This window comes from Bradymonas sediminis (genome assembly GCF_003258315.1).
In the GTDB taxonomy this organism is placed as follows: Bacteria; Myxococcota_A; Bradymonadia; order Bradymonadales; family Bradymonadaceae; genus Bradymonas; species Bradymonas sediminis.
Genome location: NZ_CP030032.1, coordinates 3,340,598 through 3,356,845 on the forward strand (window position 1 = coordinate 3,340,598; position 16,248 = coordinate 3,356,845).

Consider the following 16,248-nt stretch of genomic DNA (forward strand, 5'->3'; position numbering starts at 1 on the left):
GATGCTCTGTCGTGAATCGACCACTTCGATTCACTCAGCGAGGCTTTGCTGATACGCGTCGGGCCCCCGGCCGCTGAACGCGGCCAGCCCCCAGGCTGCGCCTGGGGGCTTAGCTCGTTGCCTCAGCGACCACTCCGCTATTCCGCAACCTCGCGAACCAACCACCGTGCAGATTCGCAACCTCGCGAACCAACCTCCTCCAATAGACCGACCAATCGCCCCCCAGGGCAGCCTGGGGGGCAGACGCGCAGGCGCCGGGGGGCCACAAAAACCGACCACTTCACAGCACCCAAACAAATCCCAGACGAAACCTCCAATCAGATAACCCAACAAAAACCCGAGGCTCCAGCGCACCCTAGCGCAGCTCAATGCCCTGTCTACGCAACAAAAATACTTGTTGCGCCGAAAACATAGGTGGCTACAAATTTCGTCGGCAGCATATCCTCAAACCATTCATCGTCGACTTTTACTGTGCCGACAACAAAGTCGTGGTGGAAGTTGATGGGCCGCATCACCAGAAGCCGTCTCGACGGCGATACGACGAGAGAAGAGACCACATTTTAAGACAACGCTACGACGTTCATATTCTACGATTTGACGTGCGCCGCATGTATGAAAATGTCGACAAGGTGCTTGCCGAAATCTTGGACTTGTGACGGTCCCGATAGGGTTTCGCGAATGATTGGCGACTGTTCTGTTGCCCGAGACGCGGTCCACTCTCACTCATAGATGCGCCAAAAACATAAAACGCCCCGCAGGCCACAAAGCCTGCGGGGCGTTTTCACGCCTAAAGCGACCGAAGACTTACGCCTTCAGCGCCTGCTCAAGGTCGGCGATCAGGTCGTCGCCGTCCTCGATGCCCACCGACAGGCGGATCATGCCGTCGCTGATGCCGAGTTCGGCACGGATCTCCGGGGGGATCGAGGCGTGGGTCATGATGGCCGGGTGCTCAATGAGGCTCTCGACGCCGCCGAGGCTTTCGGCCAGGGCGAAGATCTTGACCGACTCGAGCATCTTGCGCGCGGGCTCAAGGCCGCCCTTCATGACGAAGGTGATCATGCCGCCGCCGCCGGTCATCTGTTTCTGGGCGATGTCATATTGCGGGTGCGACTCGAGGCCGGGGTAAATGACCTTCTCGACCGCCGGGTGCGCGACCAGATAATCGGCGATGCGCTCGGCGTTCTCCTGGTGCTGGCGCATGCGGATATGCAGGGTCTTGATGCCGCGCAAAATCAGCCAGGAGTCCATCGGCCCGAGGATGCCGCCCATGGAGTTCTGCAAAAAGTAGAGCTGCTCGGCGAGCGTGTCGTCGTTGCAGACGACCATGCCGGCGACGACGTCGGAGTGGCCGTTGATATATTTGGACATCGAGTGGATGACCATATCGGCGCCGAGTTCCAGCGGTTTCTGGAAATACGGGCTCATGAAGGTGTTGTCGACCACGACCGGAATATTGCGGGCGTGGGCGATCTCGCAGATGGCGCTGATATCGCAGATTTTAAGCAGCGGATTGGTCGGCGACTCGATCCACACCATCTTGGTCTTGTCGGTCAGCGATGCCTCAAAAGCTTCGAGATCGGTCATATCGACGAAATCGAAACTAACGTCCATCTGCTCGAAGACGCGGGTAAACAGGCGGTAGGTGCCGCCGTAGACGTCGTCGCTCGAGACGACGTGATCGCCGCTCTTAAGAAGGTGCAGGATCGTGGTGGTCGCGGCGCATCCGGAGCCGAAGGCGATCCCGTGCTTGCCCTTCTCCAGGCTCGCCACACAGTCCTGAAGCGCGTAGCGCGTCGGGTTATGCGTGCGGCTATACTCAAAGCCGGTGTGCTCGCCCGGGCTGGTCTGCACGTAGGTCGAGGTCTGATAGATCGGCGTCATCACGGCGCCGGTGGTGGGATCGGGCTCTTGGCCGGCGTGGATCGCACGCGTTCCAAAACCGAATTCGCGATAATCGTGGTCTGGCTTATGCATATTAATGACGGGGGCAAAGGGAGGTGGATCGAATTATCCTGGGACGTCGCAATCAAAAAAGATGCGACTATTTAACAGGCTTCACAGTGGCTGGCTATATCATTGAGCATCGCGTTCGACCACCGCCAGAAATCGCAAAAACGCGCCGCCACGACCCCAGCGGCGAGAAAGCCCGAATTGCGCCAAAAAAGTATAGATTCAACTTCGAATTTTACCCAGCGAAGGGTATATTCCCACTGGCCAAACTATTTTGAATTTGGTAGTCCGTGACCTTGCCAAATGGCGCAATTGAATCGTGATTCAGTTGCACCATAACACGTCGCCTTATAACGCGGCGCAATGCACCGTTTTTAAATCAGCAGGTCGCATTTCAAGTGGCGCACCCCTGAAGTAAAAACACCATTGAAATTAATAATTATCGGACGCAATCGATGCATCTAGCGTCTGCAACGTCTTTTATTGACAAGCTATTCCGGTGATGGGATAGACAGGCCGGTTTTTAGACGGCCCCTACGGCCACTACTGGTGGCATAATAAATGCCGTCACCTGGAGTCACCATGTATGTTCCCATGAAGACCCGTTCTCTCTCGATTTTCGGACTTATCGTCCTCGCCCTGCTCATCGGCCTCTCTGCGTGTACAGATCCACGCGAAGGATACGCGCCCGAGCAGCCCATCGCGTTCAGCCATGAACTGCATGCCGGCGTAAACGAAATCCCCTGCAAATATTGCCATGTAAGTCCCGGCGAGGGGCGCCATTCTTCGGTGCCCAGCGTCAATACATGCATGAATTGCCATAGCCAGGTCCCGGGCAACACCCCGGAAGGCAAAGAGGATATCAAAAAGATCAAAAAGGCGTGGGAGACCGGCGAGCCCATCGAATGGGTCAAGGTCCACGACATGCCCGACTTGGTCGTATTCAGCCACCAGCCCCACATTATGGCGGGACTGGACTGTGCCGAGTGCCACGGACAGGTCAACACAATGGACGTTGTCTCAACGCAGAACGAGTTCAACATGGGCTGGTGTGTCGATTGTCATCGCCAGCCCGAGAATAACGCGCCCATCGACTGCACGACCTGTCACTATTGATTTCGATATAGTGCCGGTGGAGCCGTGTGAGACGGCCTCACAAGACGGGTCGGTCGCTCAAGATAGAGGACCGACCTACTTCAATGCGCAAGCCAATATATAAGATGTCGCCATGAGTGAAAAACCCACAGTTCCTGGTCTCCCGAACCCAACCGACCCGCGCCCCGGCGCCGAAGTCACGTTCCGCAGCACCGATGACGGTGGCGTGGACGTCAGCTTCTCGGATGGGTCAGAGCAATTCCACGTGTCGCGCCGCGAATTCATGCGCATCTCGGGAGTGGCTGCGGCCAGTGCCGCGATCGCTGGTTCGGCGTGTCGCAACCCCGTCGAGAAGATCGTCCCGTACGTGGACCGTCCCGAAGAGGTGCGCATTGGCACGAGCAACTATTACGCCACGGTCGCCACGGGCACCGCGGGGCAATACGGCGTGCTCGTCGAGACGCGTGCCGGCCGGCCGATTAAGATCGAGGGTAACCCCGATCATCCGCTGAGCATGGGCGCCACCGACGCGCGCGGCCAGGCGTTCTACCGTCGTCTCTACGATCCGGACCGCCAGCGCAACCCGCTCAAGATCCAGAAGAACGACCGTCACGAGGAGCTCACCTGGAGCAAGCTCGACGACGCGGTAAAAGCATCGGTCGCCAAGGTTAAGTCCGGCGGCGGCGTGCGTTTCTTGACCTCCACGATGAGCGGCAGTGCCCAGCACGCGCTGATCAAAGAGATCGCCGACGCCCTGCCCAACGCCAAGCACTATACCTACGACCCGCTGACCTCGCAGGCGCTGAGCGCCGCATCCAAGGTCGCCTACGGCACCGCGCTTATCCCTCACTATCACTTCGACAAGGCCGACTTCGTCGTCTCGCTCGGCAGTGACTTCCTGGGAACGTGGCTGTCGCCGGTCGAGTTCACCAAACAATTCTCGTCGCGTCGTAACGTTGACGGAAATATGAACCGCCTGGTCTCCTTCGAGGGTTATCTCTCGCTGACCGGCGCGAACTCCGACGACCGTCACCGCGTGCGCTACACCGACCTTCCCTACGTGGCCATGGCGCTTGCCCAGCAAGTCGCAAGCTCCGGCCCCGCCGCAAACTCCGCGGTCGCCTCGAAGCTGTCGGCCTTCACGCCGGAAGCCGTCGCGAAGATCACCGGTGTGCCGGCTGAAGTCCTTGAGAAGACCGCCAAAGAGCTGGGCGCCGCGAAGGGACGCAGCCTCGTCGTCGCCGGCACCATGGGCAGCGGCACCGAGCAAGGCGTCGCCCTTGAGAGCGCCGTCACCCTGCTCAACGAGCTGCTCGGAAACGTCGGTCAGACCGTCGACCCCACGCGCCCGAGCTACCAGAGCATGGGTGGATTCACCGATTTGGTCGCGCTGGTCAAAGACATCGAGGCCGGCAAAGTCGACCTTCTTATCATCGACCGCGCCAACCCGGTGTACTCGGCCCCGCCCGAGCTCAAGATCGCCGAAGCCATCGCCAAAGTGCCGATGGTCGTGAGCACCAGCGACCGCGTCGATGAGACCGCGATCCACGCCCATTATCTTGCGACCGGCAACGACTCCCTGGAATCCTGGGGTGACTCGAACCCCGTCCACGGACTCCACGCGATTCAGCAGCCGGCGATCCGCCCGCTCTATTTCACGCGCTCCTTCGAGGAGAGCCTGATCGTGTGGTTCGGCCAGGAGGCGGTCGCCTCGCTCAAGCCGTTCCTCCAGGAGCAAAAGGCGCCCAGCGGCAACCGTCCGGGCAACGCCCCGACCTTTGACCCGGGTTCTTGGTATCGCTACCTGCGCTCGCATTGGGAAAAAGAAATCTACCCGAAGGCCGACGCCTTCGCCGACTTCGACAGCTTCTGGGAAGCCACGCTGCGCAAGGGCGTCTTCATCGCCAAGAGCGACAAGCCCCTGGCGGTTCGCGCCAATATGAGCGCGATCCTCGGCGCCCTTCCCACCAGCCTGCCCGAAGCGAAGAAAGCATCCACCGGCCTGGCCGACAAGGAGCTTCACCTCTTCGCCACGGTCGGCCTGGGCGACGGTCAGTTGGCAAACGACGGCCACCTTCAGGAATTGCCCGACCCGATCACCAAGAACACGTGGGACTCCTACGTGTTGCTCAGCCCCAAGACCTTCAAAGAGGCGGGCCTGAAGACCGGTGACGTCCTTAAGATGACCGTCGAGGTCGACGGCAAGAAAGTCGACCGCATGGTCCCGGCGCTGATGCAGCCCGGCATGCACGACGATGTCATCGGTGTCCCGCTGGGCTACGGCCGCACGCGCGTCGGACAGGTCGGCGACGATATCGGCATCAACGGCTTCGCCCTGAGCCATATCTCCGAGAATATCCAGGTCCTCTCCGGCATCAAGGCCTCGCTGGCCAAGACCGGTGAGCGCAAGAAAATGGCGATCACCCAGGGCTCGCAGGTCCTCGACCTCAAGATGCGCCCGATCGTCGCGACCGGCACCCTCGCCGAGTATAAGAAGAACCCGGCGGTCGGAAAGCCCGAGCACCCCACGCATTACGACCTGTGGAACCGTCACAGCTACGAACCGCTTAAATGGGGCATGTCCATCGACATGACCAAATGCACCGGCTGTAACGCTTGTGTCACCGCGTGCCAGGAAGAGAACAACATCCCGGTCGTCGGGCGCCAGGGCGTCTACGAAGGCCGTGAGATGCACTGGATGCGCATTGACCGCTATTACCGCCTGCCGGAGAACGACGAGGGCTTCCGCGAGAAGCGCTCCAAAGTCTTCAGCGATCCGATGTACGCGGGCGACACCACCGTGGCGCTGGCCGAGTATATGGATAACCCGCGCGTCTTCATGCAGCCGATGCTCTGCCAGCATTGCGAAAATGCTCCGTGCGAGACGGTCTGCCCGGTCGGCGCGACCAACCATAGCTCCGACGGCCTCAACCAGATGGCCTATAACCGCTGCGTCGGCACGCGTTATTGCGCGAATAACTGCCCGTACAAAGTGCGTCGCTTCAACTGGTATAACTTCCAGGAAGACCGCGCCGATACGTTCCTGGCCAAGGTCTTCCCCGAGATGGTCGAGCACGCACGCATGAACGCGGTCGACCCGCTGCCGATGGCGCACAACCCAGAGGTCATCGTGCGAAGCCGCGGCGTCATGGAGAAGTGTACCTTCTGCGTGCACCGCCTGCGCAAGGCGACCTGGCAGGTCAAGAAGGAAGGCCGAGACCAGATTCGCGACGGAGACGTCATGACCGCCTGCCAGCAGGCATGCCCGGCCGACGCCATTCACTTTGGTAACCTCCTCGACGAGGGTGCAGCGGTCGCGGTCGACCATAACTCACCGCGCGCGCTCACCGTCCTCGAAGAGATCGGCGTACGCCCGTCCATCGTTTATATGTCGAGCATCTGGAATACCGATAACGCCGAGAGTTGAGCGAGCGCCCACGCAAGCCCCGCGGGGCTTGCGTGGCAACGCTTCTCTAAGCATGCAGCACCGATATTATTTGCACCTAAATTTTTGCAGCATCCTCTCGCTTGAAAGAGTCCAAGCATGAAAAATAGTGATCTCACAGGCTTTCCAAACTACCACGAAGGCGCAGGGCCTTTTGGGGGCGCCAAGGCGACGCGTGAACCCCTGGTGGTCGGAAATAAATCTTATGCCGACGTCACCAACGATATCGCCGGGCACCTCGAGCGGTTCCCGACCAAATTGTGGTGGTTGATCTTCATTCCATCCTTCCTGCTCCTGCTGGTCTTCTTGGCAGGTCTGGCGGCGACCACCTCGGTGGGTATGGGTGTTGTCGGTCTTAATAGCCCGGTCGGCTGGGGTGTCTTCATCGTCACCTTCGTCTTCTGGATTGGTATTGGACATGCAGGGACGCTGATTTCGGCGATTCTCTTCCTGTTCAACCAGGGCTGGCGAACCGCCATTAACCGCTCCGCGGAGGCGATGACCATTTTTGCCGTTATGACAGCAGGTATCTTCCCGCTGATGCATACCGGCCGCCCCTGGTTCGCCTACTGGCTCTTCCCGCTGCCCAACGGCCGCGGCCCGCTGTGGGTTAACTTCAACTCCCCGCTTCTGTGGGACGTGTTCGCGGTGTCGACCTACGCGACCATCTCGGTGGTCTTCTGGTACACCGGCCTGGTCCCCGACCTCGCGACCATTCGTGACCGCGCCAAGCACCCGCTTCGCAAGAAGATCTACGGTGCCCTGTCCATCGGTTGGACCGGCGGCAACCGCGCCTGGCGTCACTACGAGATGGCTTATCTGATGCTCGCCGGTATCGCGACCCCGTTGGTCCTGTCGGTTCATACCATCGTTTCTTTTGACTTCGCCGTCTCGGTTATCCCCGGCTGGCATACCACGATTTTCCCGCCCTACTTCGTCGCCGGCGCTATCTTCTCCGGCTTCGGTATGGTGCTCACGCTCTCGATTGTCCTGCGAGCGGTGTTCAACCTCAAAGACTATATCACCATCAACCATATTGAGCTGTGCGCCAAGATTCTGCTGCTCACCAGTATGGTCGTCGGTATCGCTTACGCGACCGAGTTCTTCATCGCTTATTATTCCGGCACCACCGGCGAGCGCTTCCACTTCGCCAACCGCATGTTCGGTCCGTATTGGTGGGCCTCCGTGCTGATGTACGGCAACAACTGCCTGCTCCCGCAGGTCCTGTGGTTCAAGAAAGCGCGCCGCAACATCCCGCTTATCTTCGTGCTGTCCATCTGCGTTAACATCGGTATGTGGTTCGAGCGCTACGTCATCTTCGTCGTCTCGCTGCACCGCGATTACCTGCCGTCGTCCTGGGGCATCTACGACTTCAAACCGGTCGACTTCATGCTGCTCTACGGCTCGTTCGGTATGTTCCTGGTCCTGTTTTTGCTGTTCTGTCGAGTTCTGCCGACCATCACGATCTTTGAGGTTAAGACCGTCATGAACCATGACGAAGCTGTCGAGATCGGTCGCAATCAGAAGAAGGAGGTCGCCCGTGGTTGATAAGAAAAAAGACAAAGCTGTCAACGAGGAAGAGAATCAGACCCCCGAAGAGGAGTCTGAGCAAATTCCCGGCGCCGACGGAACGATTGAGTCCGAAAAAAAGGACGCCAAAGAGGAGACCGCCAACGAAGAGGAGAGCTCCGAGGAAGCAGCCTCTGACGAGGACGCTGCTGAAGAGAAAACTGCTGAAGAGGAAGTCGCTGCTGAAGAGGAAGCTGTCGAGGAAGAGCCGGTCGCGGTCGCCGCGACGGTGGTTTCGGGAGACGACGTCTCCGCAGACCGCGTCCAGGGTGTGGCCGCACTTTTTGACCACCCCAAGCATCTGATGGCCGCCGCGGAACTCACGCGCGACTCCAAATACGAGGCCTTCGACGCCTTCTCGCCCTTCCCCATCCACGGAATGGATGATGCGATGGGTCTGGGTCGCTCTTGGATCCCCTGGGTCACCACCGCCGCCGCGCTCACGGGCTTCTGCCTGGCGACCGCGATGCAGTTCGGCATGATGACCTACGACTGGCCGCTTATCATCGGCGGTAAGGCGTTCGCGCCCTGGCCCTCATTCGTACCCGTTATGTTTGAGCTGTCGGTGCTCCTCGCCGGTACCTCCACGGTCGGCGTGATGTTTAAAGCCGCCGGTTGCTTTAAGAAGCCGGTTATCATCGACCCGCGTATCACCGACGATTTGTTTGCGCTGTGGATCTCGGCCGATGATGAGAATTTTGAGCTCAACGAGGCCATTGAATTCCTCGAGAAAATGAATCCCCTGGAAGTTCGAAAAGTCGCGAAGGACGCCTAAATCATGCGCCATTTTAATATAAAATCTATCTCTATTCGCGCGTCGGTCGTTCTGTCGGCCTGCCTGCTGCTAAGCGCATGCTTCGAGGTCGGCATTCCCGCCGGCGAAGACAAGACCTGGGGTGAGATTAACCCCGCCCAGGGCATGCACGACTCTCCTGCTTATAAGGAGCAGCAAGCACAGCCGAATTTCAAAGGCGGCCCCGCTTCGATGCGCACCCCGCCGCCGGCCACGGTCACCAACTCCTATCGTCACTTCACCTACGGGGACGATATCGAGGGCGCCAGCGCCGAGCTCATCAACCCGGTGCCGATCACCGCGGAGACCCTGGAGTACGGCAAGCTCGCCTACGAGACGACCTGCGTCGTCTGCCACGGCAACGATGGCTCCGGCGAAGGCTATGTGGTCGGGGAGAACAAATACCCGAACCCGCCGAGCCTGTTGACCTCGCGCGCCCGCGATTTCAGTGATGGTCATCTATACCATATCATCACCCACGGGCAGGCACGGATGTGGGGCTACAAAAGCCAACTTCATCCCGAGGAACGCTGGGCGGTCATCAACTATGTTCGCGCCCTGCAGCGTGCGACCAACCCGGCGCCTCAAGACCGCCAATTGGTCGTCAAAGACAAATAAGAATACGACCCGGTCGTTTTTGTGAAAACACCGCCCGAGTCGTCTAAATAGTGTGTGCTTTGCAGATATAATATCTGAAAGACAAGATGCGCCCCGATGTGATGGGGCGCTACCCAATCTGATTGAGTGAGCGAGGCGAAAGCCATGGCTGCAAAAGATACCAACCAAAAATACCCGATGCCAAAGAAGTTCGAGCCCAGCAAAGGCATCTACACTCTCGGCGGAGTGCTGGCTCTCGTCGGGTTCGCCGCGTTTCTAGGTGGACTCTTCGGAGGCATGGAGCACCGCGCGTGGAATGGCTACCTCATCGGTTGGTGGGCGACGCTGAGCCTGGCGCTGTGCGGACCGTTCTTCAACGCGACGCAATACTTGAGCGGCGCGGGTTGGGGCGTCTCCATTCGCCGCATCCCGGAAGCCATGGGGTCCTACCTGATCCCGGCCGCCGTCTTCGGCATCATCGCCCTGGCCGGCGCCGATACCCTCTTTATCTGGTTGCATGAGAGCGCCGCGAACGACGCCATCATCGCCAAGAAGAGCGGATTCCTCACCTTCGGCAATATGGCCTTCACCACCGTGGCGTCCTTCGTGGCGTGGATCGCGGTGGTCTGGGCAATGCGGCGCAACTCGGTGAAACAGGATGAGACCGGCGACCCGTCGCTGACCGACGCCAATAAAAAGCTCAGCGTGGCCTTCCTGGTCGTGTTCGTGCTCGGCTTCTCCTTCATGACCTGGTTCTGGTTGATGTCGCTTGAGCCGCACTGGTTCAGTACGATGTACCAGGTGTACGCGTTCGCTGTGCTCTTCCAGGCTGGACTGGCGCTGATGGCCATCCTTCTGCTGCACTTCAAAGAGAACGACTATTTCGGCGACTTCGTCCACAGCCGTCAGGTGCTGCTGGTGGGCCAATGGCTCTTCGCGTTCAGCGTCTTCTACGCCTATATCGCCTTCAGCCAGTTCCTGCTTATCTGGTACGCCAACATTCCTGAGGAAGCCGGCTGGTTCGTCCACCGCATCCAGGATAGCGGCGCAGGCTGGACCTGGTTCATCATTCTGTTCGCGGGCAAGTTCATCATCCCCTTCTTCACCCTGCTGCCGCAGGAGAATAAGAAGAATCGTTTCAACGCCCTGCGCTATATCAGCTACCTGCTGATGTTCATGCTGCCCTTCGAAATCTGGTGGTGGGTCGCCTTCGTCCCGGTCGACCATCACATCCACATCGATGTGCCGTGGCTTGAAGTCCTCATCGTTCTCGGCTTCGTGGGCGTATTCATCATCACCGTCGCCCGCAGCCTGGGCTCGGCGAATATCTTCCCCATCAAAGACCCGTTTTTGGGCGAGTCGCTTGAGCACCATATGCACGGCGAGCTTCCCGAGCCGAAAGCCCAGACTCAGGCCTGATACGAACTTGAAATGGTGCGCTCGCACAGGCACCTCTCACACATATTGAATCCGAAGCTGCGTTGGCACGCGCCCTGGTTAAAGTAAATATCATGAAAGACCAAATACTTGCTAAAGTTCTAAAAGTTTCGCTCGCCGTGGGCTCGGTCTGCGTGTTGGCACCGTTTGTCAGCGCTCAGGGAATCGGCTCCACCGAGATGGACAATATGCTGGTGTCGACCCCGCAGCGCGTCGAGCGCGGCGCGGAGCTCTTCCAGCAAAACTGCAGCGTCTGTCACGGTAAGACTGGCGAAGGCATGGCCAATATCCAGCTCGCGGGAGCCGACGGCCGCACCTTCAACACAGCCGACTTCACCAAGGGTGAATATAATATCGCGAAGGGCCCGATTCAGGCCTATAACGTGATCACCTTCGGTCTCGAGGACGCCCTGGTCGGCGCCGACGTCGCCGCTGCTGAAGAACGCCTGGGCGGCAAAGTGCCCACCCACCCGACCTTCAACTTCCTGCAGTACCAGTCCCGCTGGGATATGGTTCACTATATCCGCAGCCTCTCGCCGACCGCGGGCCGGATTGACCCGGAAGAGATCATTGCGAAGGCAAAAGATCGCGCCATCAACGGCGTTTGCGACGAGGACATCAAGTCCTCGCTCAACGAGAAGGTCACGCCCCAGGGCGACGAGCAACTCGCCACTGGCAAAGAGATCTTCAACGCCAACTGCGCCAGCTGCCACGGCCAGAACGGCAAGTCGGACAACCCGGTCGGCTCGAGCCTGATGCCCCCGGCGCGTAACTTCACTACCGAAGACCCCAAAGAGTGGACCAATCAACCGGTCAACGCCCTGAGTGTCTTCGACGCGATCACCAACGGCGTGCCAGGCACCTCGATGGCATCCTACGCGAACCTCGGTGAGGACGAGCGCTGGGCCCTGACCCAATACGTGCTGAACTGGGTCCCCGACAGCGTCAAGGTCGACGCGACCGAGGCGCAGATCGTCGCCGCGTGTCGTAGCTTGAGCGCCCCGGAAGCCCCGGAGCCCATCTCGATCGACGTCGCCATGCGCGCGCTGATCAAAGACCAGGCCGAGCAGCGCGCGGTGCGCCACGCTCAATACGGAGCGGTCGAATTGCAGGCCGGCGCGGACGCCAAGTCGGGCGCCCTCACCTTCATGCAGAGCTGCGCAAGCTGCCACGGTAACTCGGGCTCGGGTGCCGCCACCGGCCCGCTCGGCGCACAACCGCCCTACTTCTACCTGACCACCGACCGGCTCAGCCCGGCGGCCGCAGGTGGAACCACCGCGGACTTCGCCCGACGTTCCTACGCCGGCGCCCACGCAACGCTCGCCGGCATGAGCTCGGCGGCCACGCTGAGCAAAGCCGAGTGGAGCAACCTGCAGGCCTACGTCGCATCCTTCGACGGCGACGTCGAGATCAAGGTCGCCGCCCCCAAGGTTGACCCCGAAGCGGTCACCACGCAAGGCGAAGTCGCCCCCGAAGGCGAGGCGGCTCCCGAAGCCGAGACCGAATAATCTAATATCAACACGCTGGCTTCTCTCGGGAGCCAGCGTGTTGAGCGTAAGCGCTGATAAAAATTGCGAAACCACCCGATCGGAGCCCCCTATAGTTCGTGCATAATTTGCATTAGCGTCTTTTAAATTTTGCCGAATGTCATAGCGGAAGCATAAACAACCTCGATTCAGGCTAATTATCTGGTTCGGGGTTGACTTTTTTGCGCATATTCCGCACGGTCATGACGCAGATCATGGCATTTTTATTTTGTTAAATAACGCATATCGACACCGCGGCCCCACCTCGCGTTTTGACGAGGTTATTAGCCGCATTACCATGTCTAAATAGAAGAATATAATGAGCATCCATACCAACTCGAAACGCCCTTTTAAGCTTCTAATCCCCGCGCTTGTTGTTCTGACGGCGATTCTCGTGCCGATGACCGCGCTCGCGATCCCCGGCTCCGGCGAGTATATCGGTATCCACTCCGGTAGTGGCCGTTTGATCAACGAGCTGTATCGCGATGTGTTCATGGCGTGCCTGCTGATTATGGTGATCGTTGAGGGTCTCCTCATCTTCTCCATTCTCAAATTCCGTCGTCGCAACGACGACGAGCAGCCGTACCAGAACCACGGCAATATGAAGTTGGAGTTGGGATGGACCCTGGCGGTTATCGTCCTGCAGATCTATCTGGGCTTCACCACCATCAGCGTCATGTACGACACCGAGGTTCTGCCCGAGAAGTCGATGACGGTTGAAGCGGTCGCTCGCCAATGGGCATGGGACTTCAAATATCCGGAGCAAGGCGGCATCGTCAGCCCGGACCTCATCATCCCGGCGAACACCAACATCACGCTGGAAGTCACGTCCAAAGACGTCATCCACGCGCTGTTCATCCCCGAGATGGGCGTCAAGATCGACGCCGTTCCGGGACGCAAGAACTACTATTGGTTCAACGCGGACGGTAAATTCAAGCAGCTGCCGAACTCGGGTCGCGACACCCAAGAGGCGAGCTCGCGGGTCTACCCCACCACGCGCAGTGGTTGGTGGCAGGGCCTGAAAGACCGTTTCAGCATGAACGAGAACACCTTCTATAGCCCGGCCGCCGGCTCGACCCTTGAGCGTCAGGTGACCTACCTGGCCGGTCGCCCCGACACCGACTCCCCCTACACTCAATACTCGGGCACCGAGTACCGCGGCATGTGCGCGGAGACCTGCGGTAAAGACCACTGGAATATGTATTTCCGTATGGTCGCCATGACCCAGTCGAGCTTCGAGCAGTGGGTCGACGACGTGAAGACCGGCGCCAACAAAGGCGAAGTCGACGGCGCTCAGCTCTATAGTCAGAGCTGTGTTTCCTGCCACGGCGACAACGGCAAGGGTACCCCGGGCACCTTCCCGCCGCTGGCCGGCACCGAGCTGACCAACGAAGACAGCGAAGACGCCAAGAAGAAGCACGTCTCCATCGTCCTCAACGGCCTCGACGAAGCAGTCGTCGTCCAGGGCGTCACCTACGGTCTGGGTCAGATGAAGACCCAGAACTTCGGCGCCAAGTTCAACGACGAAGAGCTCGCCGCGGTCGTCAACCACGAGCGTACCAGCTGGGGCAACAAAGGCGGCACGGTGGACGCTGAGTTCGTCGCGTCAATCCGCGACGAGTTGGGCCTGCCGGCCTTCCCCGCCGGTGGTGCCGAGCCGGTCTCCGACGACGAGCTGATGGCGGTCGGCCAAACGGTCTACGCTTCCTGCGTGAGCTGCCACGGACAGGACGGAAAAGGTCTCGAGAGTGCCCCTGGCTTCACCGGAAACAAGATCGCGATGAACGACCTCGAGGCGGCCGTCAAGGCGCTCGACAACGGGCTCGACACCCAGGACTGGTCCGGCGTCCAGCCGGCCATGGGTAAGGGCATGAGCGACAAGCAGGTCGCCGGTGTGCTCACCTATATTCGCAAGTCGTTTGGCAACGAAGGCGACGCTGTACAGCCCGCTGAAGTCACCACGATTCGTGAAGCAGCCAATAAATAATCGCGCTGCATTCTAAACAGTCATTATTGCGTCTTATCGCAGTTATATTTTCTGAAGTACTCGACGAAACGAAGAGCCGAACGATATGTCTACTGAAACCAAATACGGTTATCTCGCGCCGCTGACTGAAAAGTCGCGCAAATCCGCAGTCCATTACGCCAAAGAGTGGTTCGGCAGCACGGACGCAAAACGCATCGGCGTGATGTATGTAATTTTCGCGTTGTTTATGGGCGCGCTTGGAGCGCTGCTGTCTGTCTTCATCCGCGCGGAGCTGCTCCACGCGGGGCCGGACTTCATGGGACCGGATTTCTACTCCACCCTGCCCGGCATGCACGCCTCATTGATGATCTTCTTTTTCGTCATCCCGATTTATACCGGCCTGGGTAACTTCATCATCCCGATTCAGATCGGCGCGCCCGATATGGCGTTCCCCAAGCTAAACCTGGTGGCGTTCTGGATCCTGCCGGCCTCCGGCATGATGCTGTTGAGCTCGTATGTGTTCAACGCGCCCGGCTTCGGTTGGACTGCGTACCCGCCGATCTCGACCTCGGCCTTCTCGCCGTCGATCGGCGCGGACCTGTGGAACGTCTCCGTCATCCTCGCCGGCGTGAGCTCGACGATGGCGGCGGTCAACTTCCTTGCGACCATCTTCAATATGCGTTGCAAGAATATGTCGTTCTTCCAGCTCTCGCTTTTCACCTGGGCTATCATCGTCACCAGCCTGCTCATCCTTGCGGCGACGCCGGTGCTCTCCAGCGCGCTCATCATGCTGCAGCTTGAGCGTACCTTCCCGGGCGCGTTCCACTTCTTTAGCCCGGCTCAGGGCGGAGACCCGATTCTGTACCAGCATCTGTTCTGGTTCTATTCGCACCCCGCTGTTTATATCATGATTCTGCCCGGCTTCGGCATCATCTCCGAAGTGCTTCCGACCTTCTCGCGCAAGCCCATCTTCGGCTACTCCGTGATGACCTGGTCGCTGGTCGCCATCTCCGTGCTCGGCTTCCTGGTGTGGGCACATCATATGTTCACCACGGGCATCGCCCTGCGCGTGCGCGTCGGCTTCATGTTCCTGTCGATGATTATCGCGGTGCCCACCGGCATCAAGATCTTCAGTTGGCTGGCCACGATTTGGAACGGCAGCCTTAAATTTGACACCCCGATGCTCTTTGGTCTTGGCTTCCTGTCGATGTTCACCCTCGGCGGCCTCTCCGGCGTCGTCATCGCCGCCGTGCCGATCGATATCCAGCTGCATGACACCTATTATATCGTCGCCCACATCCACTACGTCCTGGTGGCTGGCTCGGTCATGACGATCTTCGCGGGTCTGTACTATTGGTTCCCGAAGCTTACCGGCAAAACCTACCACGAGACCCTGGGCAAAGTTCACTTCTGGGGCACCGCGATCTTCATCAACGTGACCTTCTTCGGCATGCACTACCTCGGCATGAAGGGAATGCCGCGTCGCTATTTCGACTATGACCCGCAGTTCGAGGCCCTCAACTTCATCTCGAGCATCGGCGCGTTCGCCCTGGTCGCGATTCAGTTCGTCTGGCTCTTCAATATGCTTTGGAGCCTGAAATACGGCAAAGTCGTGGGCCGCAACCCCTGGAAAGATGGCACCAACCTGGAGTGGTACACCACCTCGCCGCCCCAGCACCATAACTTCCCCGAGGCGCCGGTCTGGACCCCCATTGACCGCAGCCACGGCCACAACACGGGCGGCCCCAAGCGCGACGCAGACCAACTCACTGAACCGCTTCCCGCTGAGTAATTATTGTCTCCCGCGCGCTTCAACCAACGGCGCGCGGGATGTCGACCCAATCGAATTGTTTATAATAGCCTGACGCAA

Annotated in this window: 11 protein-coding genes; 10 read left to right on the top strand and 1 reads right to left on the bottom strand. The window is 59.3% G+C overall.

Going from position 1 to position 16,248, the window contains the following annotated elements; translation table 11 throughout:
- Positions 1 to 368 precede the first annotated feature (368 nt).
- Complete coding sequence (locus DN745_RS20240) at positions 369 to 656, top strand: endonuclease domain-containing protein (protein WP_111335345.1); 288 nt, start codon at positions 369 to 371, stop codon at positions 654 to 656.
- A gap of 148 nt (positions 657 to 804) precedes the next feature.
- Here the strand turns inward: DN745_RS20240 and DN745_RS12650 are convergent, their stop codons facing one another.
- A complete protein-coding gene (locus DN745_RS12650; RefSeq protein ID WP_111335346.1) occupies positions 805 to 1,974 on the bottom strand; it encodes a cystathionine gamma-synthase in 1,170 nt (389 codons plus the stop codon).
- Between the two features lie 570 nt (positions 1,975 to 2,544).
- On the opposite strand from DN745_RS12650, the gene DN745_RS12655 reads away from it, so the two are divergent.
- The 9 genes from DN745_RS12655 (at position 2,545) to ctaD (ending at position 16,170) form a co-directional block, all read left to right on the top strand.
- Positions 2,545 to 3,066 carry a cytochrome c3 family protein gene (locus DN745_RS12655; RefSeq protein ID WP_111335348.1) on the top strand — a complete coding sequence of 174 codons (522 nt, stop codon included), beginning with the start codon at positions 2,545 to 2,547 and terminating at the stop codon, positions 3,064 to 3,066.
- Positions 3,067 to 3,178: 112 nt separating this feature from the next.
- Entirely contained in the window at positions 3,179 to 6,472 is a 3,294-nt protein-coding gene (locus DN745_RS12660) for a 4Fe-4S dicluster domain-containing protein (protein WP_111335349.1), read from the top strand.
- 117 nt (positions 6,473 to 6,589) lie between these two features.
- The gene (gene nrfD, locus DN745_RS12665; RefSeq protein WP_111335351.1) at positions 6,590 to 8,038 is read left to right on the top strand and encodes an NrfD/PsrC family molybdoenzyme membrane anchor subunit; all 1,449 of its coding nucleotides are present in this window, start codon (positions 6,590 to 6,592) and stop codon (positions 8,036 to 8,038) included.
- The gene (locus tag DN745_RS12670; RefSeq protein ID WP_162687648.1) at positions 8,031 to 8,834 is read left to right on the top strand and encodes a DUF3341 domain-containing protein; all 804 of its coding nucleotides are present in this window, start codon (positions 8,031 to 8,033) and stop codon (positions 8,832 to 8,834) included. The genes nrfD and DN745_RS12670 overlap by 8 nt, the downstream gene beginning before the upstream one ends.
- 3 nt (positions 8,835 to 8,837) lie before the next feature.
- Positions 8,838 to 9,470: a c-type cytochrome gene (locus DN745_RS12675; protein WP_111335354.1), complete on the top strand. Its 633-nt coding sequence runs from the start codon at positions 8,838 to 8,840 to the stop codon at positions 9,468 to 9,470.
- 144 nt (positions 9,471 to 9,614) lie between these two features.
- Complete coding sequence (locus DN745_RS12680) at positions 9,615 to 10,868, top strand: hypothetical protein (RefSeq protein WP_111335356.1); 1,254 nt, start codon at positions 9,615 to 9,617, stop codon at positions 10,866 to 10,868.
- A gap of 92 nt (positions 10,869 to 10,960) precedes the next feature.
- Entirely contained in the window at positions 10,961 to 12,394 is a 1,434-nt protein-coding gene (locus DN745_RS12685; RefSeq protein WP_133621862.1) for a c-type cytochrome, read from the top strand.
- Positions 12,395 to 12,731: 337 nt separating this feature from the next.
- Complete coding sequence (locus tag DN745_RS12690) at positions 12,732 to 14,399, top strand: cytochrome c oxidase subunit II (RefSeq protein WP_111335359.1); 1,668 nt, start codon at positions 12,732 to 12,734, stop codon at positions 14,397 to 14,399.
- Between the two features lie 85 nt (positions 14,400 to 14,484).
- The gene (gene ctaD / locus DN745_RS12695; protein WP_111335361.1) at positions 14,485 to 16,170 is read left to right on the top strand and encodes a cytochrome c oxidase subunit I; all 1,686 of its coding nucleotides are present in this window, start codon (positions 14,485 to 14,487) and stop codon (positions 16,168 to 16,170) included.
- Positions 16,171 to 16,248: the final 78 nt, after the last annotated feature.

Bases quoted from the DNA above. Each gene is read 5' to 3' on its own strand.
- DN745_RS20240 (WP_111335345.1), top strand. From the start codon at position 369: ATGCCCTGTCTACGCAACAAAAATACTTGTTGCGCCGAAAACATAGGT.
- DN745_RS12650 (WP_111335346.1), bottom strand. From the start codon at position 1,974: ATGCATAAGCCAGACCACGATTATCGCGAATTCGGTTTTGGAACGCGT.
- DN745_RS12655 (WP_111335348.1), top strand. From the start codon at position 2,545: ATGAAGACCCGTTCTCTCTCGATTTTCGGACTTATCGTCCTCGCCCTG.
- DN745_RS12660 (WP_111335349.1), top strand. From the start codon at position 3,179: ATGAGTGAAAAACCCACAGTTCCTGGTCTCCCGAACCCAACCGACCCG.
- nrfD (WP_111335351.1), top strand. From the start codon at position 6,590: ATGAAAAATAGTGATCTCACAGGCTTTCCAAACTACCACGAAGGCGCA.
- DN745_RS12675 (WP_111335354.1), top strand. From the start codon at position 8,838: ATGCGCCATTTTAATATAAAATCTATCTCTATTCGCGCGTCGGTCGTT.
- DN745_RS12680 (WP_111335356.1), top strand. From the start codon at position 9,615: ATGGCTGCAAAAGATACCAACCAAAAATACCCGATGCCAAAGAAGTTC.
- DN745_RS12685 (WP_133621862.1), top strand. From the start codon at position 10,961: ATGAAAGACCAAATACTTGCTAAAGTTCTAAAAGTTTCGCTCGCCGTG.
- DN745_RS12690 (WP_111335359.1), top strand. From the start codon at position 12,732: ATGAGCATCCATACCAACTCGAAACGCCCTTTTAAGCTTCTAATCCCC.
- ctaD (WP_111335361.1), top strand. From the start codon at position 14,485: ATGTCTACTGAAACCAAATACGGTTATCTCGCGCCGCTGACTGAAAAG.